This window comes from Micromonospora sonneratiae, from assembly GCF_042679305.1.
In the GTDB taxonomy this organism is placed as follows: Bacteria; Actinomycetota; Actinomycetes; order Mycobacteriales; family Micromonosporaceae; genus Micromonospora_H; species Micromonospora_H sonneratiae.
Genome location: NZ_JBHTMP010000020.1, coordinates 38,609 through 56,992, shown reverse-complemented (window position 1 = coordinate 56,992; position 18,384 = coordinate 38,609). Strand labels below are relative to the sequence as shown.

Sequence of the window (18,384 nt, the reverse complement as noted above, 5' to 3'; positions counted from 1 at the left end):
CGTCCGCCCCGTAGCGTCATCCGTTACGGGGCGGACTCGTTCCGGTGACCGGTGCGTCGATCATCCCTGCGGGTGCCCCTCCTGCGGCGGGCCGGCGCATCGGCACCGGAGAACCGGATCGAACCGGCGGCCAGGTCGGGATGCTCCACCGCCAGCGCAACCGCCGCCGCCTCGGCGAGGCTGAGCTCCGTACCCTCCGCGTAGGCCGCGTCGAAGGCCGAATCACCCAGCATCGCCCGTACGTTGGCCTGCTCCGCCTGCCAGTAGGCGCCGAACATCCCCGGCGTACGGCGCATCGCCGCACGGATCTGCGCGGCGGAGCCGAACAGGCGGGCGGCCGTCACCGGGTCACCGCCGGCCGCGCAGCGCACCGCGATCGCGCTGACCGTGTCGCAGGCCCGCCCGTGGAAGCCGTGACTCATCCGGGACCGCAACGCGACGACCAGATGGTCGTGCGCGGCCACCAGATCGCCCCGGGCCAGCGCCACCATGCCCAGCAGCATGTCCACCGAGCGTCGGGCCCGCTCGATCGGACGGACCGCCTCCACCGGTCGGGCCGCGCCCAGCAACTCGGCTGCCTCGTCCAGCCGGCCCTGGTGCCACAGCAACTCGGCGAGGCTGTAGACAGCGAAGAGCGCCTCGCCGGAGACCTCACGACGGTGTGCCCAGTCGATGACCTCGCGGCAGACCTGTTCGGCCTCGACCAGCTGCTTCATGTCGATCAGCGACGAGGCCCGACCGGCCAGCACCCGGGCCAGCAGGCCGTCGTCACCGGCCCGGCGGGCGGCGGCCTCGGCCCGTTTCGAGAACCGCAGCTCCTCGGCGAACTCGCCGTCCGCGCCGGCATGCGTGGAATGCATGTGGTACGCCAGCGCCAACTCCGCGTCGGGCACCCGCTCACGCGTCTCGGCGATCCGCCCGTAGAGCCGGAAGAGCCACAGCCGCCCCTCCCGGGCCAGCCCACGCTCGCGCCACCACTGGTCCAGTCCACCGGCCAGCTTCAGCCCACACCGGGCGCTGCCGCCGGTGGTCGTCCAACGCAGGGCCGCCCGTAGCTCGTCGGCCAACGGATCGAGCGCGTACAGCGACAGGGTCACCGGCCGTTCGTCCGGCCCGAGGTACGCCCGCTGCAACGCGTTCAGTGACCACGCGACATGCCGGTCCCGGGCCGCCTGCTCCTCACCGGCGTCGACCAGGCGCCGGGCGGCATAGGCCCGGATCGGGTCGAGCATCCGGTAGGTGGTGCCCGAGGCGGTCGGCTCGGCCTGCAACATCGACTTGTCGACCAGCACCGACAGCGGATCGAGCGCGTCGTCGGCCAGCAGCCACTCCACGGTCGCCAGGTCCACCGGCCCGGAGAAGACCGCCAGCCAGCGCAACAGTCGGGCCGCCCGGGGTCCCAGGGTCCGGTAGGACCAGGTGACCGTCGCCTGCATGGTGACGTGCCGCTGGGTCGCCGTCCGTTGCGCGGCCCGGGCCGCAGGCGTGGGTGCCGAGCCGAGCGCGGCAGCAGCCAGGTCGACGGTGTCGTGCTGGTTGGCGATCCACCGTTGACCCCGGGCGGGCAGCGGCTGCGGGTCGTCCTGGCCGGCGTCCAGCGCCCCCAGCACGTCGTCCAACCGTTCGGCGAGCTGACTGGCCGACAACACCCGCAACCGGGCGGCGGCCAGTTCGATCGCCAGGGGCAGCCCGTCGAGACGGGTCACCACCCGTTGCAGGTCGGCCGCCTCGGCCATCCCGGCCCGCCGGCCACCCCGGGCCGCAGCCGTACGGTCCAGCAGCAGCGCAATGGCGTCACTCGGCGCACCGCCCGGTCCTGGCTGGACCGACAGCGGCGGGATACGCCAGACCACCTCACCGGGCAGCCCGAGCGGCTCCCGGCTGGTGGCCATCACCCGTACCCCGCTGCCACCGGTGAGCAGCCGGGAGACGACCTCGGCGGATGCGGCCGGCTGCGCGTCACAGGTGTCCAGGAGGATGAGCATCCGCCGGGAGGCCGCGTACTCGACGAGGGTGTCCGCCATCGGTCGACCCGGTTCCGGCCGCAGGCCCAGGACCGCGGCGATCGCGAACGCCACCAGGCCCGGATCGGTCACCGTCGCGATGTCGACGAACCAGACCCCATCGGGGTACGCCTCGACGACCCCACTGGTCAGCTCCACGGCCAGCCGGGTCTTGCCCGCCCCGCCGGCCCCGACCACGGTCACCAGGCGGTGCTCGCCGACGAGCCGGCCGAGTTCGACCCGTTCCTCCTGGCGGCCGATGAACGAGCTGACCTGGATCGGCAGGTTGTGCGGAACGGCCTCGGCGGTACGGGGCCGGGGGAACTGTCGTTCCAGTCCGGGGGCGACCAGTTGGAAGAGCCGCTCCCGGTCGTCGAACCCACGTAACCGGTGCAGCCCCAGGTCGAGCAGGGTGGCCCCGTCCGGTAGCGGGGCGGCGTAGCGGGCGGTCGCCCCGGAACAGAGCACCTGACCACCGTGGGCGGCGGCGGCGATCCGCGCCGCCCGGTGCACCTCCGCACTGGCGTACTCACCGGCCAGCGGTTCGGCATGGCCGGTGTGCAGTCCCATCCGGACCCGGGGGGCGGAGTCCGGGCTCGGCCATTCGGCGCTGGCCAGTGCCCGTTGCGCGGACAGGCAGGCATCCAGGGCAGCTGCCGCATGGTCGAACGCGACGAAGAACGAGTCCCCTTCGGTCAGGAGTTCCGTGCCGTCGGTCGCGGCCAACGTGTCACGGAGCAGCCGCCGGTGCTCGGCCAGCACCGGGCGGTAGCCCGGACCGAGCATCTGGGCCAACCTGGTGGAGCCTTCGATGTCGGTGAACATAAAAGTGACCAGGCCACTCGGCAAGCGGATCCGTGCCGACATGCGTGGAACCTCCGCCCCCTGGAAGTCGCGTTCATGCTGCCGCATGACCATGCGGTTACGCATCGTAAGAACGGATGCGCAGGCCCGACCCAAGGTGCTAACCGGTGACGACGTGCGGACACAGCGAGTTGGGGTCAACTACCGGGTCAGGACGTTACAGCCGATGACCAGCACGAGCCCGTGTCGGCTGGCCGCACCGGGCGGTTGCTGCCGGGTCAGCAGCCACAGCCTCCGCCGCAACAGCCACCGCCGGCGGCCGGTCGCTGGCCGGCGCCGCCCCGGCCGGTCACCGCCACTGTCGACAGCAACTTCACCGTGTCGGGATGACCCTGTGGACAGGTCGCGGGCTCGGCTGCCCGGGCCATCGGGCGGTCAATCTCGAAGATGTCGCCGCAGGAGCGGCAGCGAAACTCGTACCGGGGCATGGCAACTAGGGTACGACCGGACCTGACGTTCGCGCCGCAGTAGGTAATACTCGACGGGTGGCGGACGGCGAGGACACTCCGACAGTTCGGCGACTACGCCCCGGTGCGCCCCCGCCTGACGGGGCGACCGCGACCGCGGCAACCGACCCCGGTGTCAAGCTGGTACGCCAGTCGACTCCGGCTGACCGGAGTCCGGCGACCCCGGTGGACAGTGTCACCAGGGCCGACGACCAGAAGCCGGCAACCGCCACGGACGGCGCTGCCGCCACCTCGACCGACGACCGTACCGACACCACGACCGGTCCCGTCGGGCAGACTGCCGCGACCACCGCGACGACGGTCGACAGCACCACCGACACCGTCGTCGACACCGCCGCGAAGACCACGGACACCACCACCGACGACGGCACTGCGAAGACCACCACCGACGACGACGCGAAGACCACGACCACCGTCGCCACCGCCGACGAAACCGCGAAGACCACCACCGACGGCGATCAGCCGACGAAGCCGGACACCGGAACTGACCCGACAACCGGCGGTCGCCGTCGACGTGTCCGGGTGCCCTTCGCGCACGCCGTACGCCGACTGCCACCACCGCGCCAGGCGGTCGCCGCCACCAACCGGGCCGTACGCGACTGGTCGAAACGGCCGAGCGGGCGGCTGACCCTGCCGGCGCTGCTGCTGCTGGCGCTCGTGGCGATGACCGGGGCGGCTGGCGCGATCCTCGTCCCGGCCACCGCCTCCACTCCCCGGGCGAAGGCCACCGTCAGCCCCAGCGCGGCGAATCCCGACTGGCCGGTTCTCCCCGGGCCCGATCTGTCGGTCGGACCGGTGGCCCCGAGCGGGACCCCCAGCGCCACGCCGCCCGGTCTGGGCATCGGCGGTCGGCCGGCCGACGCGCTGGCCACCTGGGCGCAGCAGATCAGCAGCCGGATCAACGTGTCGACGACCGCCCTACAGGCGTACGGGTACGCCGAACTGGTCATCGCCCGGACCACACCGTCCTGTCGGTTGAGCTGGACCACCCTGGCGGCGATCGGATCGATCGAGTCCAACCACGGCCAGCACAACGGAGCCATCCTCTTCCCCGACGGTCAGGCCCTGCCCAAGATCTACGGACCGCCGCTGAACGGTAAGAACAACAACAAGCTGATCCGCGACACCGACCAGGGCCTCCTCGACAGCGACACGACCTACGACCGGGCGGTCGGCCCGATGCAGTTCATTCCGAGCACCTGGAAGACCCACGGGGCCGACGCCGACAACGACGGCGTCAAGAACCCGCACGACATCGACGATGCAGCGCTGGCCGCCGGTAACTATCTGTGCAGCGGCAACCGTGATCTGACGACTGCGGCGGGCTGGTGGAACGCCATCCTCTCCTACAACAACGTGCAGGCGTACGCGCAGCAGGTCTTCGACACCGCCAACAGGTACGGTACCGCCAGCCGTACGTAACCATCCACGCACCTTGAAGAACTAGGCACTTCCGTGCGGCTGCGGTAAGCGGCAAGCTGTACGGGTGATGGTGCGCGAATGGGACCCCCGGACGGCGTCGTCCGCCGAGATCGAGTCGCTGCTGCACACACTCAATGCGGCTCTGGCGGCAGACCTGCCGGAGGATCCCCCATGGCAGACCAGTTCGCTGCGGGAGTACCTCGCCGAGGTGATGCCCGGCGAGCGGCGGATCTCGTGGATCGCCCAGGAGGGACCGGACGCCGACGGGACGTCCGGTCGCATCCTCGGCCACATCCATGTGCTGCTGCTCGGCGACATCGGCGTGATCGAGGTGCTGGTTCACCCCGAGGTGCGTCGTCGTGGCGTGGGCAGGCAACTGCTGTCCAAGGCAGCCCGACGCGCGTACCAGGAAGGGTTCCGGTCGATCGGGGTCGAGGTCGTCGGGGACACCCCGGCGGTGGCGTTCTACGAGTCCCTCGGTTTCAGCCAGGAGTTCCTGGAGACCCGCAGTGTCCTCCGGCTGCCCACCGTGGACTGGTCGGCAGTGGAGAAGATGTCCGCCGGCATCAGCGCCGGATACCGGGTCGACTTCTTCCCGGGCGGGCCACCGGACGACCTGATCGAGGCGTACGCCCGCGCCAAGGCGGAACGACGCGACGCCGACGACGGTGACCTCGACCTGCGCCCGAGTTCCTTCGATCCGGAGCGGCTACGGGACAGTCTCGACTGTCTACACCGCCGAGGGATGCAGCCCTACATAGTGCTGGCCGTGCACGAGGCCACCGGTCAGGTGGCCGGGCTCACCGAGGTCGTCGTGCCAGCTCAGCACCCGACCCGGGCCGACCAGTACGACACGATCGTGGCCCGTGACCACCACGGACACAACATCGACCGGGCGATCAAGGCGCGGATGCTTCTCGAACTACGGTCGGCCGCCCCGGGTCTGTCCGAGGTGCAGACCTGGAACACCCAGGCGAACGAGGCGATGCTCCAGGTCAACGCGGAACTCGGTTTCCAACAGGATCGCGAGTGGTGCGAGTACGGTGCCGACGTGGCGACGCTGGTGCACCATCTGGACGCCCACAGCTGACCCCGGCAATTCACCGGCGTGTCCCGTTGGGGATAGACGGCGACCAAGGACACCCCTTAACGTGCTGAGGCCCTTGTCTCATCATGTGGAGGCCGTATGCGCCCGCGCCGTACCCGCCCGCCGATATCCGGGCGTCATCGGCGAACGCTGACCGCGTTCGCCGGCATCGTCACCACCAGCCTCGCGGCGGTGGGGTTGACTCCGACATCGGCCGGTGCCGCGCCGACCGACCTGTTCATCTCGGAGTACGTGGAGGGCTCGGCCAACAACAAGGCGATCGAGCTGTACAACGGCACCGGTGCCGCAATCGACCTGGCCGCCGCCGGTTACCGGCTCCAGGTCCACTTCAACGGCTCCGCCAACGCGACCGACTTCCCGCTCACCGGCACGATCGCCAGCGGGGACGTCTTCGTCTTCGCGCACGCGTCGGCCGCTGCGGCCATCCTGGCCGAAGCCGACCAGACGACCAGCGTCGGCCTGTTCAACGGTGACGACGCGATCGTGCTGCGGGCCGGCGACCGGGTGGTCGACTCCATCGGTCAGGTGGGCGTCGACCCGGGCAGCGAGTGGGGCACCGGGCTGACCAGCACCGCCGACAACACCCTGCGCCGGCAGCCCTCGGTGATCTCTGGCGACACCGACCCGTCCGACGCCTTCGACCCGGCGGTCCAGTGGACCGGCCTGGCGACGGACACCTTCGACGGGTTGGGCCGGCACACCACCGGTGGCGGCCCGGTCGACCACCCGGCCACCCTGGTCTGCGGCGAACCGCTGGTCACCTCGTTCGGCACGGCAGCCAGCCGGGAGGTCACCGCGACCGACGTCGACGACACCATCGTCGACCTGGCGGTCACCGCCGTCGTACCGGCTCCGACCAGCGGCTCGATCAGTCGTACCTCGGTCACCCCGGCCGACGGGACCGGCGGTACCGCCCGGGCGACGATCACCGCCAGCGCCGACCTGGCCGCCGGTTCCTACACCGTGACCGTCACCGCGACCGATGCCGAGGGCACCAGCAGCACCTGCTCACTCAGCGTCCAGGTGACGAAGGTACGGACCGTCGGCGAGGTGCAGGGGCGCACCCTGGACACCGAGTCCGGCCCGGCCGACCGCTCCCCGCTGGCTCCCTCCTCCGGAAACGGCACCAGCACCGACCGGTACGACGTACGCGGGGTGATCACGCAGCGGACGCTGGCCCGTACCTCGGCCGGCGCCGACCAGCACGGCTTCTTCCTCCAGAGCCGGATCTCCGACCGCGACGGCGACCCGACCACGTCGGACGGCATCTACGTCTTCATGGGGTCCAACACCAGCCTGATCGGCGGATACGTGCCGACGGTCGGTGACGAGGTGGTACTGCGGGCCCGGGTGTCGGAGTACTTCAACATGACCCAGCTCTCGGGCGCGTCGCTGGTGACCCGACTGGCCACCGGTCTCGACATCGCCACCGAGGTCGAGGTGACCGACGCGGTGCCACCGGCCGACCTGGCCGACGCCGAGCGGTTCTGGGAACGACACGAGGGTGCCCGGCTCCGGGTACGGTCCGGCAGCGGCGCGGTCACCGGGCGGGACGTCTTCGCCTCCACCGCCGACGCGGAGATCTGGCTGGTCGACCGCGACGACCCGCTGCTGGGGCGGGCCGACGCACACGCCCAGCGGGTGTTCCGGGACTCGCACCCGCTGGACAACGACCCCAGCCGGCTCTTCGACGACGGCAACGGTCAGCGGATCATGCTCGGCAGCATGGGGGTGAAGGGCGTCTCCCGGGACAACACGACGCTGCTGCCCCCGGCCCGCACCTTCGACCGGCTCACCACCGACGCGGTCGGCGGGCTCTACTACTCGTTCGAGAAGTACGGCGTACAGGTCGAGCAGGCGGCCTTCGCGGCCGGGGCCGACCCGTCCACGAACCACCCGCCCCGCCCGGCGGACCGTAACCGGGAGTTGGCGGTCGCGTCGTACAACGTGGAGAACCTGTACGACTACCGCGACGACCCGTTCGACGGCTGTGACTTCACCGGCAACAGCGGCTGCCCCGGCGTGGATCCGCCGTTCGACTACGTGCCGGCCAGTGCGGAGGAGTACGCCGCGCAGCTGGCCGCACTCGCCGACCAGATCATCAACGACCTGCACGGACCGGACCTGCTCCTCGTACAGGAGGCCGAGGACCAGGACATCTGCTCGGTCTCCGGATCGACGCTGGTCTGCGGGACCACCGACAACGCCGACGGCGCGCCGGACACCCTCCAGGAGTTGGCGCTGGCCGTCGCGGCGGCGGGTGGACCGGCCTACGCGGCGGCGTACGACCGCACCGGAGCCGATGCCCGGGGCATCACCTCGGCATTCCTCTACCGCACCGACCGGTTGTCGCTGGCTACCGTCGACGCCACCGACCCGGTGCTCGGGGCGGCGCCGACGGTGCGTTACCGGTCGGCCGGTCTGCCGGCCAATGCGGACGTGCAGAACCCGAAGTCGCTCAACGCCGTACTGCCGGCGGACGTGGACCGGTCGACCGGGGTGGACGGCTCGAACGTCTACACCCGGGCACCCCAGGTGGCCAGGTTCTCGGTCGCGGCCACTCCTGGCGGGTCGGAACGGTTCACCCTCTGGGCGGTGAGCAACCACTACTCGTCCGGGCCGGACCGTCGGGTCGGGCAGCGCCGCGAGCAGGCGGCGTACGGCGCGGCGATCGTGCAGGCGATCGAGGCCGGGGACGCCAACGCCCGGGTCGTCCTGGGTGGTGACCTGAACGTCTTCCCCCGTCCCGACGACCCCATCGCCACCGGGGCCGACCCGACCCCGTCGGACCAGCTCGCCCCGCTGTACGACGCCGGTATGCGCAACCTCTGGGACGACCTGGCCGCCGACGCTCCGGCATCGGCGTACTCGTACGTCTTCGAGGGCCAGGTGCAGACGCTCGACCATCTGTTCGTCAACGGTGTCCTGCACCGGGACCTGATCGAGATGCGGGCTGCGCACATCAACGCGGACTGGCCGGCCAGTCACGAGGGTGACGGCTCCCGTGGTTCCAGCGACCACGACCCGCAGGTGGCCCGGTTCCATTCGCGGCCGGCGCTGACGGTGGCGGACGTGTCGGTGGTCGAGGGCAACCAGGGCGGCACCCCGATGGTCTTCACCGTCGAGGTTTCCCGGCCGCTGTCCCAGCCGGTCCTGCTCTGTGCGGCGGCCCTGGGCCTGACCGCGACCCCGGGTACGGACTTCAAGCTGTTCGCCGGTTGTCGGACCCTGGCCGCCGGCCAGACCTCGGTGACGTTCACGGTGTCGGTACACGGTGACCGTAGGCGTGAGGGCAACGAAAAGCTGTTGTTCACGGTGGTCGGTGATCCAGCACTACGGCTGGGCGATCCGCTGGCCATCGGCACCATCGTCAATGACGATTAGCCGGCTCAGCGTGAACGACGACCGGTAGTCCAGATCGACCCGTGGTGGGGGCGGGACGCCTCGATGTCGTGGCGACCCGCTCCTCCCACCGACTCCGACTCCGACGCGCGTCACGATCGGCCCGGCTGCGGTGGGTGTGTCTCCGGCGGCCGGGCCGACCCTTGTCGGCCAGCACTTCCCGATCTCCGGGTCGGGGACGGTGTCGGGTTGGGACCCCCGGTGAGTGTCAGTAACGCTCGCGCAGGAGGCGGGCGGCCTCGGTCGCCCAGTAGGTGAGGATGATCTGCGCACCGGCCCGCCGGATCGAGGTCAGCGTCTCCAGCATGACCCGGTCCCGATCGATCCAGCCGTTGGCGGCAGCCGCCTCGACCATCGCGTACTCGCCGGAGACCTGGTAGGCGGCGACCGGCACGTCCACCTCGGCCCGCACCGCGGCCAGCACGTCGAGGTAGGGCAGAGCCGGCTTCACCATCACCAGATCCGCGCCTTCGGCGACGTCCAGCCGTACCTCGCGCAGCGACTCCCGGAGGTTGGCCGGGTCCTGCTGGTAGCTACGCCGGTCGCCTTCCAACGCCGACTCGACCGCGTCCCGGAACGGCCCGTAGAACGCCGAGGCGTACTTCGCCGCGTACGCCAGGATCGAGACGTCCTGGTAGCCGGCCGCGTCCAGGGCCCGGCGTACCACGCCGACCTGGCCGTCCATCATGCCGGAGGGCCCGACGACATGGACCCCGGCGGCGGCCTGGGCCACCGCCATCTCGGCGTACGCGGCCAGCGTCGCGTCGTTGTCCACGCTGCCGTCCGGGGTGAGCAGGCCACAGTGCCCGTGCGAGGTGAACTCGTCCAGGCACAGGTCGCTCATCACCACGGTGGCGTCGCCGACCTCGGTCACCACGTCCCGGATGGCCATGTTGAGGATGCCGTCCGGTCTACAGCCGGCCGAGCCGGTCTCGTCCCGGGTCTCCGGAACGCCGAAGAGCATGATGCCCCCGACGCCGGCCTGCACCGCCTCGACCGCCGCCTTACGCAGCGAATCCCGCGAGTGCTGGACGACGCCCGGCAGGGAGGCGACCGGCCGGGAATCGGTCAGCCCCTCCCTGACGAACATCGGCAGTACCAGTTCCGCCGGAGCGACGCGGGTCTCCTCGACCAGCCGACGGATCGCCGGGGTGCGTCGTAGCCGGCGTGGCCGGACTTCCGGGTAGGACATGGTGTGCCGCCTCCTAGATGACCGGAACAGCAGTGCTTTGCCAGTACCGCAGGTCCTACCGGAACCGCAGTGCGGTCGGCCCCTGGACCTTGGAGCCACGACGCTGCTTGGCGGGCATCGCCGCCAACTTCTCACGCAACTCGATCGCGTACGCCGCCAACGCCTCGACCAGGTCCGGCACTGACGCGTGCGCCGGCTGGACGTCGACCCGCAGACCGAACTCGGTCGCCGTCTCTGCCGTCTTCGGGCCGATGACCGCGACCACGGTGCGGGCGTGCGGCTTGCCGGCGATGCCGACCAGGTTCCGCACGGTCGAGGACGAGGTGAACAGCACCGCGTCGAACCCGCCCGACTTGATGGCGTCGCGGATCTCGGCCGGCGGCGGCGCAGCCCGTACGGTGCGGTAGGCGGTCACGTCGTCGACCTCCCAGCCCCGCTCGGTGAGCCCGGCGGCCAGGGTCTCGGTCGCGATGTCGGCGCGTGGCAGCAGCACCCGACCGACCGGGTCGAGGATCTCGTCGTGCGGCGAGAACTCGGCCAGCAGCCCGTCCGAGGACTGTTCCCCGGAGGGGATCAGTTCCGGCTGGATGCCGAAGGCACGTACCGCCTCGGCGGTCGCCTCACCGATACACGCGATCTTGACGCCGCCGAAGTGCCGGGCGTCCAGGCCGTGCTCGGCGAACTTCTCCCACACGGCGCGTACGGCGTTGACCGAGGTGAAGACCACCCAGGCGTACCGGCCGTCGACCAGGCCCTTGACCGCCCGTTCCATCTGGGCCGGGGTCCGGGGCGGCTCGACCGCGATGGTCGGCACCTCGCACGGGATCGCCCCGTACGCCCGCAGCCGGGCACTCATCACGCCCGCCTGCTCCTTGGTCCGGGGCACGAGCACCTTCCAGCCGTACAGCGGCCGGTTCTCCCACCAGCTCAGCTTGTCGCGTTCGGTGACTCCCTCGCCGAGGGTGAGCACGACGCGGCCGGTGAATCCGAGTGCGGCGGCGACGAAGCTGTCCACGCTCGACGTGGTGGTGTACTGCGTCTCGCCGGTACCGTCACCGGTCACGCCGACCGGGGTCGTGCCGTCCACGCCGGCGGCCAACAGACCGTCCCGGATCGCCGCGAGGTCCCCCGCGTCCACCGCCAGGGAGAGCGAGCCCCGGCTGACCGCCGAGGCCAACGCCTCGAAGTCCAGCGCGGTCACGTCGTCGACGTCCGCCACGGTGCGTACGCCCGGCAGCGGCACACCGGCGTAGGTGGCCACTCCCTCGGCCTGGCCGACCCCCGGCACGACCTCGAAGTGCGCGGCGGTACGGGCCACCGCCTGCACCTCCTTGACCACCGAGTCGTGGCCGAACGGGTCACCGGCGACCAGGTGCACCGCGGACAGGCCCGAACGGGCCGCCGAGAGCAGCACCTTCGCTACGTCGCCGGGTACGCCCTCGGCCGGAGTGAACTGCGCGTCCTCCTTCGCCTGGGCGCGGATGGCATCGAGCAGCGACTCCGGGACTCCCCGGTCGTATACCACCTGGTCGGCTTCGACCAGGGCGTCGTGCGCCCGGCGGGTCAGCAGGCCCGGGTCGCCGGGGCCGGCCCCGACGAACGCGATACGGCCTGCGGGCTTACGGGTGCGGGTCATTCTGTGCTCCCAAACTGCTGGGTCCTCGCGCCGGCGTCGTTGTGCGGGCCGAGGATCGAGTCGGCGCCGAGGTCGAGGAGGTCGGCGGCCAGTGCCTTACCGATCTCCGCCGCGTCGGCGGGCGTTCCGGTGCGGGACAGCCGGAGGTCTCTGGCACCGTCCGGGCTGATCACCGCCCCGCGCAGATAGATCTCTTCACCGTCGTCGCCCTCGGCGAGTTCGGCGAATCCGGCGACCGGGGCACTGCACCCGGCCTCCAGGGTGGCCAGCATCGCCCGTTCCGCGATGACCGCGGCCCGGGTCGGTGCGTGGTCGAGTACGGCCAGCAGCTCGACCAGGTCTGGGTCGTCGATCCGGCACTCCACCGCGAGGGCACCCTGGGCGGGTGCGGGCAGCATCAGCATCGGATCGAGGGTCTCGGTGATCACGTCGGTACGACCGAGTCGGGCCAGCCCGGCACGGGCCAGCACCACGGCGTCGAGATCCGCCTCCGGACCGAGTACGCGCCCGAGACGGGAGTCGACGTTGCCCCGGATCGGGGTGACCGCCAGTTGCAGCCCGAGTGCGTGCAGCTGGGCGATCCGCCGGAGTGCTCCGGTCCCGACGGTGGCTCCCGGGGGCAGTTCGGCCAGGGTACGACCGTCGCGGGCGACCAGCGCGTCGCGCGGGTCCTCCCGTTGCGGCACCGCGGCGATGTGCAGACCGGGGTGGCCGGCGGTGGGCAGGTCCTTGTAGGAGTGGACCGCGAAGTCGATCTCCTGGGCGGCCAGCGCGTCGCGTAACGCGGAGACGAACACCCCGACCCCCAGCCGGTGCACGGGGACGCTGGACTGGTCACCGGCGGTAAGCACGGTCACCAGCTCGACCTCGCGGCCGGTGGCCGCCTGGACCGCGTCGGCGACGCGCTGCGACTGGGCCAGCGCCAATGCGCTGCCCCGGGTCCCGAGGCGAAGTGCCCTCATCGCTCACCTCCGGAGGCGTGGTTGGGAGTGAAATCGGAGATCATGTCGACCGGGCCGCCCTGCGGTACGCCGAGGTCGAGGTCGGGTACGACATCGACCGGCGCGCTCTGCGGCACTTCGAGGTCGAACAGCTCGCGTAGCAGAGCGGTGTACTGGTCCCCGCCCGGCTCGGCGGCGAGCTGGCGGACCCGTACCGTCGGTGAGTGCAGCAACCGCTGCACCACGCGGTGCAGGGTGTGTGCCACCTCGGCACGCTGGTCGTCGGTCAGCTCCGGTCGCCGCTGGTTGAATCGGCGCAGCTCGGCGCTGACCACGTCGTCGGCCCGCCCCCGCAGCGCGGCCACGGTCGGCGCGACGTTCGCACCCCGCATCCAGGTCAGGAAGGCTTCCACCTCACCGCCGACGATCCGGGCGACGGCGTCGGTGTCGGTCACTGCGGAACTGTCGGACAGCTGCGTGGCCAACCCGTCGATGTCGACGACCGTCAGGCCGGACAACGCACCGACCCCGGGCTCGACGTCCCGGGGCAGCGCGAGGTCGATCACGACCAGCGGGTCCGTTGCCGATGCGGAGCGTCGGTCCAGCGTACGGGCCATCATCTCGCGGGTGAGCACCGGTTCCGGGGACGCCGTGGCCGCGACTATGATGTCTACAGTGGACAGCGTGGCGGAGAGATCGGCGTATGGCACCGCCGTCGCCCCGTACGACTCGGCCAGCCGGACCGCCCGGTCGGCCCCCCGGTTGGTGACGGTCAGCGGGCCGACGCCGAGCCGGGACAGGGTGGCGACGGTCAGCGCACCCATCGCCCCGGCCCCGATCACCAGGGCCGCCCGGCCGACGAGCCCGCCGTCGAGGTGGGCGGCTGCGACGTTGAGCGCGGCGGTGACGACGCTCCGCCCGGCCCGGTCGATGTCGGTCTCGGTATGGGCCCGCTTGCCCACCCGCAGCGCCTGCTGCATGAGTTCGTGCAGCAACCGTCCGCTGGTGTCGGCCGAGGTGGCGGCGTGGTAGGCGTCCCGGAGCTGGCCGAGGATCTGCGCCTCGCCGACCACCATCGAGTCCAGGCCGGCAGCGACCCGGAAGACGTGGTTGACCGCGGCACCGTCGTAGTGCACGTAGAGGTGGTTGGCCAGTTCCGCCGGCGCGCAGCCGGTCCGTTCGGCCAGCACCGTACAGATGTCGCCCAGCCCGCCGTGGAAGCCGGAGACGGCGGCGTAGATCTCCACCCGGTTGCAGGTGGAGACGACGACGGCCTCGCCCACGTACGGCTGGGCCAGCAGACGCTCGAGCATGCCGGGAAGGTCGGCCGGGGCCACCGCGAGTCGCTCGAGCATGGCGACCGGCGTGGCGCGGTAGGACGCGCCGACGACGAGCAGGTTCACGAGCCGACCGCCTCTTGGGGACCAGCTCCCGCCAACCCGAACGGCATCGACGTCAGCCCCGGTCCGGGGGTGGTGGGCAGCGCGGTGAGGGACGCCTTGCGATGTTCGTGAAAGGAGAGGATCTGCAGCTCGATCGCGAGATCGACCTTGCGTACGTCGACCCCCTCCGGAACGGAGAGAACGCACGGGGCGAAGTTGAGGATGCTCGTCACACCGACGGCGACCAGTTGGTCCGCGACGTTCTGCGCTGCGGCGGCGGGGGTGGCGATCACACCGATCGCGATCGGTTCCTCGGCCGCGATCTGCGGAAGGTCGGCGATGTGCCGTACGACGAGGCCGTTGATCTGCTCGCCGACCCGCTCCGGGTCGGCGTCGAGCAGCGCGGCGATGCGGAATCCCCGGCTGGCGAACCCCGCGTAACCGGCCAGGGCGTGACCGAGGTTACCCACCCCGACCAGGGCCACCGCCCGGCGCTGGGTGAGCCCGAGCACGAACTCGATCTGGTCGATCAACAGCGCGACGTCGTAACCGACCCCACGGGTGCCGTACGAACCGAGGTGGGACAGGTCCTTGCGGAGCTTGGCCGAGTTGACACCGGCTGCCGTTGCCAGTCCCTCACTGGAGACCGTGTCGTTGCCGGCCTCGGCGACCTGGTGCAGAGCGCGAAGGTATTCCGGGAGCCGGGCGACCGTCGCCTCAGGGAGATCCGGAAGCGCCGGGACGACACCGGCGCGGCCGGACGCGCCTGTCGGGCGGTGCTGACTCATGTGACTCCGTGCGGTGCGATCCTCGACCAGCCGGACAAGCGGGTCGTTTCGGTACTCCCGCTGACAGCCTCGGTAACCGGCTGTGTTAACGGGCCCCGTCGGAGTAACAGAGTAGGCGCTTGTGAAGAGGTGCACAAATCGCGATCTTGTTAGACCGCGACACGGCTTCACCAGGCTCTCCATTCACAAGATCGCTTACGACAGCCCCGATGGCCGCCCGCCAATTATGGCTCAATTCCGACTTCTCTGACCAATCGCCGGGCGTCAACCGACGACCGGCGTGGCGGGCCGCCCGCGTACGGGGTGAACCGGCGTGGCGGGCCGCCGACGAGGGCGTACCCGGCGAGGTGGGGACAGCCCTACCCGGGAGACGCCGGCCGACGGGATGGGAGCGACCCCCTACCGCTGCCTAATGTCATGGCATGACCACCCCAACCGCCACCGTCAGGGCCGGCAGCCGAGGCATCCTGCGCCAACTACGGGTCGACTCCGGATACGTACTCGTCGGATTCCCACTGGCGCTGGCCAGCTTCGTCGTGCTCATCGTCGGCCTGGCCGCGGGGGCGGGCCTCGCGGTGACCGTCATCGGCCTGCCGGTCCTGGCCGGCACCCTCCGGGCGGCCCGGTTCTGGGCCGACGTCGAGCGGCTACGGATGGCCCCGGTGCTGCGGCAACCCCGGGTCCGCCCGACGTACCGCGACGCCGAACCGGGAGCCAGCACCTGGCGGCGGATCTTCGCCACGATCACCGACGTCCAGTCCTGGCTCGACCTGGCCCATGGCTGCCTCGACCTGGTTGTCTCGGTCTTCAGCTTCGTCGTCACCGTGGTCTGGTGGGCCGGCGCGATCATCGGCTCGCTCTACTGGACCTACGACTGGCTGCTCCCGTTCCACGAGGAGAACGTCGAGCTCAGCGAACTGCTCGGCCTCGGCGACTCGGCCGGTGCCCGAATCGGGCTGAACACCGCGTTCGGGCTGTTCTTCCTGCTCACCCTCCCGATCGTGGTACGCGGCTGCGCCCTGCTCAAGGCCCGCTTCGGCCGGGCACTGCTCACCGGTGTGGCCGAGATGCGCAACCGGATCACCGTGCTCGAGGAGCAGAAACGGGCCGCTGCCTCCGCCGAGGCCACCGCACTGCGCCGGCTCGAACGGGACATCCACGACGGCCCGCAACAACGGCTGGTCCGCCTCGCCATGGATCTCGGCCGGGCCCAGCAGCAACTCGCCGTCAACCCGGACGCGGCCCGGCAGACCCTCGACGAGGCGCTCGCCCAGACCCGGGACACCCTCGCCGAACTGCGTGCCCTCTCCCGGGGCATCGCACCGCCGATCCTGGTCGACCGGGGACTGCCCAGTGCCCTGGCCGCGCTCGCCGGGCGGGGGGTCGTCCCGATCGAGCTGACCGTCGACCCGCAGTTGGGCACTCCGGACGGCCGCCTCGACCCGGCCGTCGAGAGCACCGCGTACTTCGTCGTCGCCGAGGCCCTGGCCAACGTCGCCAAGCACAGCCGGGCCACCGAGTGCTGGCTGACCGTGACCCGTACCGACGGGCAGCTCGACATCGTGGTGGCCGACGACGGCCACGGGGGTGCCCACATCTCCAAGGGCCACGGCCTGGCCGGGCTCGCCGACCGGGTACGGGCGAACAGCGGCACCCTCACCGTGATCAGCCCGGATGGTGGCCCCACCCAGATCCGCGCCGAACTGCCATGCTGACCGGTCCCACCGGTAGCGGTGGAATGTGGGCTGACGAGGTGGTAGACAACGGACCCATGCGTGTAGTAATCGCCGACGACGCGGTCCTCCTCCGGGAGGGCATCGTCCGCCTGCTGACCGAGAACGGCCACGAGGTGGTGGCTGCGGTCGGGGACGGAACCGCCCTGGTCGAGGCCGTGGTCGCCCACCGTCCGGACGTGTCGATCGTCGACGTCCGGATGCCACCGTCCCACACCGACGAGGGGCTACGGGCGGCGGTGGAGGCCCGGCGACTGGTGCCGCGTACGCCGATCCTGGTCCTCTCCCAGTACGTCGAGGTGTCCTACGCCGATGACCTGCTGGCCACCGTCAAACCCTCCGGCGGGTCCTCCGGCGGCGGGATCGGTTACCTGCTCAAGGACCGGGTGGCGGCCATCGACGAGTTCCTCGACGCGGTACGGCGGGTCGCCTCGGGCGGCACCGTACTGGACCCGGAGGTGGTCAGCCAGTTGCTCGTCCGTCGTCGCCGCGACGATCCGCTGCGGGAGCTGACCCCCAGGGAACGCGAGGTGCTGGGGTTGATGGCCGAGGGGCGGTCCAACACCGCCATCGCCCGGGCCCTGGTGGTCAGCGACGGAGCGGTGGAGAAGCACGTACGCAACATCTTCACGAAGTTGCAGCTCCCCCCGGACGAGGAGCAGCACCGGCGGGTGCTGGCCGTGCTGGCCTATCTACAGGGCTGACCCGCCCTGCTCCACCGGTTGGGGCTCCCGCCACCCGGGCGGTTCCGCACTACCGGGCCGGCTCCACCCTCCCGGTGTCCGCCGGGGTCGGCTGGTTTCCCACCCCGGCCAGGCGGACCGCCTCGGCCAGCGTGTCGGCGACCGGAAGTCCGTAGGCGCGCAGCCGGTCCGGGTGGGTGATGCCACCCGTGTAGAGGACACAGCCCGCCCCCACCGACGCCGCCGCCTCGGCGTCGTCGAGGGTGTCGCCGATCAGCACCACCGACCGACCGTCGATGCCCAGTTCGGCCAGGTGACGCGCCAGATGGGCGGCCTTGTGACCGCCACCGACGGTGGTCCGTAGGCCGTCGACCCGGTTGAACATGCCGGTCAGCCCGTACGTCTCGACGGCCGGCACCAACTCGTCGTGGAACCACATGGACAGCAGCGACTGTGAGCCGGGCCAGGCCCCGATCGCCGCGCTGGCGTCGACCGCCAACTGGCAGGTGGCCATGCCGAGCCGGTACGTGTCGTGGAAGATGCCGTCGAGCCGGTCGAACTCGTCCAGCGACACCGGACGGCCCAGCACGTCGGCGTAGTAGTCCGCGATCGGGCGGCGGAACCGGGCCCGCTGCTCCTCGGCGGAGATGGCCGCGCCACCCATCCGACGGAAGACCGCGTTGGTCGAGGCGACGACCAGACTCAGATCGTCGAGGAGGGTGCCGTTCCAGTCCCAGACGAGGTGGGTGCGTACGGGGTCCAT

13 protein-coding genes are annotated in these 18,384 nt (G+C 71.1%); 5 read left to right on the top strand and 8 right to left on the bottom strand.

All coding sequences use genetic code 11. The features are described from left to right. Window positions 1–23: 23 nt before the first annotated feature. Together ACFQ4H_RS15030 and ACFQ4H_RS15025 are read right to left on the bottom strand one after the other, a co-directional pair. Window positions 24–2,870 (bottom strand): ATP-binding protein, encoded by a 2,847-nt coding sequence (locus tag ACFQ4H_RS15030; RefSeq protein ID WP_377571532.1) that lies wholly within the window; start codon window positions 2,868–2,870, stop codon window positions 24–26. Between the two features lie 215 nt (window positions 2,871–3,085). Beyond that, on the bottom strand, window positions 3,086–3,295 hold the full coding sequence (locus tag ACFQ4H_RS15025) for an FmdB family zinc ribbon protein (protein ID WP_377571374.1): 210 nt from the start codon (window positions 3,293–3,295) through the stop codon (window positions 3,086–3,088). Between the two features lie 57 nt (window positions 3,296–3,352). Between ACFQ4H_RS15025 and ACFQ4H_RS15020 the strand changes: the two genes are divergently transcribed. The 3 genes from ACFQ4H_RS15020 to ACFQ4H_RS15010 all read left to right on the top strand — a co-directional run bounded on the left by ACFQ4H_RS15020 (window position 3,353) and on the right by ACFQ4H_RS15010 (window position 9,248). Then, window positions 3,353–4,756, top strand: a complete 1,404-nt coding sequence (locus tag ACFQ4H_RS15020; protein WP_377571371.1) for a lytic transglycosylase domain-containing protein — start codon at window positions 3,353–3,355, stop codon at window positions 4,754–4,756. Window positions 4,757–4,823: 67 nt separating this feature from the next. Continuing rightward, window positions 4,824–5,846 (top strand): GNAT family N-acetyltransferase, encoded by a 1,023-nt coding sequence (locus ACFQ4H_RS15015; protein WP_377571531.1) that lies wholly within the window; start codon window positions 4,824–4,826, stop codon window positions 5,844–5,846. A gap of 96 nt (window positions 5,847–5,942) precedes the next feature. Next, entirely contained in the window at window positions 5,943–9,248 is a 3,306-nt protein-coding gene (locus ACFQ4H_RS15010; protein WP_377571368.1) for a lamin tail domain-containing protein, read from the top strand. Window positions 9,249–9,474: 226 nt separating this feature from the next. Here ACFQ4H_RS15010 and hemB read toward each other — a convergent pair whose 3' ends face one another. From hemB to ACFQ4H_RS14985, 5 genes are read right to left on the bottom strand one after another with little or no spacing between them, the layout of a single operon-like run. Continuing rightward, window positions 9,475–10,458 carry a porphobilinogen synthase gene (gene hemB, locus ACFQ4H_RS15005; protein WP_377571365.1) on the bottom strand — a complete coding sequence of 328 codons (984 nt, stop codon included), beginning with the start codon at window positions 10,456–10,458 and terminating at the stop codon, window positions 9,475–9,477. Between the two features lie 55 nt (window positions 10,459–10,513). Continuing rightward, entirely contained in the window at window positions 10,514–12,094 is a 1,581-nt protein-coding gene (locus ACFQ4H_RS15000; RefSeq protein WP_377571362.1) for a bifunctional uroporphyrinogen-III C-methyltransferase/uroporphyrinogen-III synthase, read from the bottom strand. After that, window positions 12,091–13,056, bottom strand: a complete 966-nt coding sequence (hemC, locus tag ACFQ4H_RS14995) for a hydroxymethylbilane synthase (protein ID WP_377571359.1) — start codon at window positions 13,054–13,056, stop codon at window positions 12,091–12,093. Before hemC ends, ACFQ4H_RS15000 begins: the two co-directional genes overlap by 4 nt. Then, a complete protein-coding gene (locus ACFQ4H_RS14990) occupies window positions 13,053–14,438 on the bottom strand; it encodes a glutamyl-tRNA reductase (protein ID WP_377571356.1) in 1,386 nt (461 codons plus the stop codon). Before ACFQ4H_RS14990 ends, hemC begins: the two co-directional genes overlap by 4 nt. Continuing rightward, entirely contained in the window at window positions 14,435–15,205 is a 771-nt protein-coding gene (locus tag ACFQ4H_RS14985; RefSeq protein WP_377571353.1) for a redox-sensing transcriptional repressor Rex, read from the bottom strand. Before ACFQ4H_RS14985 ends, ACFQ4H_RS14990 begins: the two co-directional genes overlap by 4 nt. A gap of 422 nt (window positions 15,206–15,627) precedes the next feature. Here ACFQ4H_RS14985 and ACFQ4H_RS14980 point away from each other — a divergent pair, with 422 nt between their 5' ends. Continuing rightward, window positions 15,628–16,920: a sensor histidine kinase gene (locus tag ACFQ4H_RS14980; protein WP_377571351.1), complete on the top strand. Its 1,293-nt coding sequence runs from the start codon at window positions 15,628–15,630 to the stop codon at window positions 16,918–16,920. Window positions 16,921–16,976: 56 nt separating this feature from the next. Next, window positions 16,977–17,642 (top strand): LuxR C-terminal-related transcriptional regulator, encoded by a 666-nt coding sequence (locus tag ACFQ4H_RS14975; protein ID WP_377571348.1) that lies wholly within the window; start codon window positions 16,977–16,979, stop codon window positions 17,640–17,642. 49 nt (window positions 17,643–17,691) lie between these two features. Here the strand turns inward: ACFQ4H_RS14975 and ACFQ4H_RS14970 are convergent, their stop codons facing one another. Next, window positions 17,692–18,384, bottom strand: a complete 693-nt coding sequence (locus ACFQ4H_RS14970) for an HAD family hydrolase (protein WP_377571345.1) — start codon at window positions 18,382–18,384, stop codon at window positions 17,692–17,694.

What these genes read in the sequence shown, in the direction of transcription:
- hemB (WP_377571365.1), bottom strand. Translation starts at nt 10,458, where the DNA reads ATGTCCTACCCGGAAGTCCGGCCACGCCGGCTACGACGCACCCCGGCG.
- hemC (WP_377571359.1), bottom strand. Translation starts at nt 13,056, where the DNA reads ATGAGGGCACTTCGCCTCGGGACCCGGGGCAGCGCATTGGCGCTGGCC.
- ACFQ4H_RS14970 (WP_377571345.1), bottom strand. Translation starts at nt 18,384, where the DNA reads ATGGACCCCGTACGCACCCACCTCGTCTGGGACTGGAACGGCACCCTC.
- ACFQ4H_RS15000 (WP_377571362.1), bottom strand. Translation starts at nt 12,094, where the DNA reads ATGACCCGCACCCGTAAGCCCGCAGGCCGTATCGCGTTCGTCGGGGCC.
- ACFQ4H_RS15025 (WP_377571374.1), bottom strand. Translation starts at nt 3,295, where the DNA reads ATGCCCCGGTACGAGTTTCGCTGCCGCTCCTGCGGCGACATCTTCGAG.
- ACFQ4H_RS15015 (WP_377571531.1), top strand. Translation starts at nt 4,824, where the DNA reads ATGGTGCGCGAATGGGACCCCCGGACGGCGTCGTCCGCCGAGATCGAG.
- ACFQ4H_RS15030 (WP_377571532.1), bottom strand. Translation starts at nt 2,870, where the DNA reads ATGTCGGCACGGATCCGCTTGCCGAGTGGCCTGGTCACTTTTATGTTC.
- ACFQ4H_RS14985 (WP_377571353.1), bottom strand. Translation starts at nt 15,205, where the DNA reads ATGAGTCAGCACCGCCCGACAGGCGCGTCCGGCCGCGCCGGTGTCGTC.
- ACFQ4H_RS15010 (WP_377571368.1), top strand. Translation starts at nt 5,943, where the DNA reads ATGCGCCCGCGCCGTACCCGCCCGCCGATATCCGGGCGTCATCGGCGA.
- ACFQ4H_RS14975 (WP_377571348.1), top strand. Translation starts at nt 16,977, where the DNA reads ATGCGTGTAGTAATCGCCGACGACGCGGTCCTCCTCCGGGAGGGCATC.
- ACFQ4H_RS14980 (WP_377571351.1), top strand. Translation starts at nt 15,628, where the DNA reads ATGACCACCCCAACCGCCACCGTCAGGGCCGGCAGCCGAGGCATCCTG.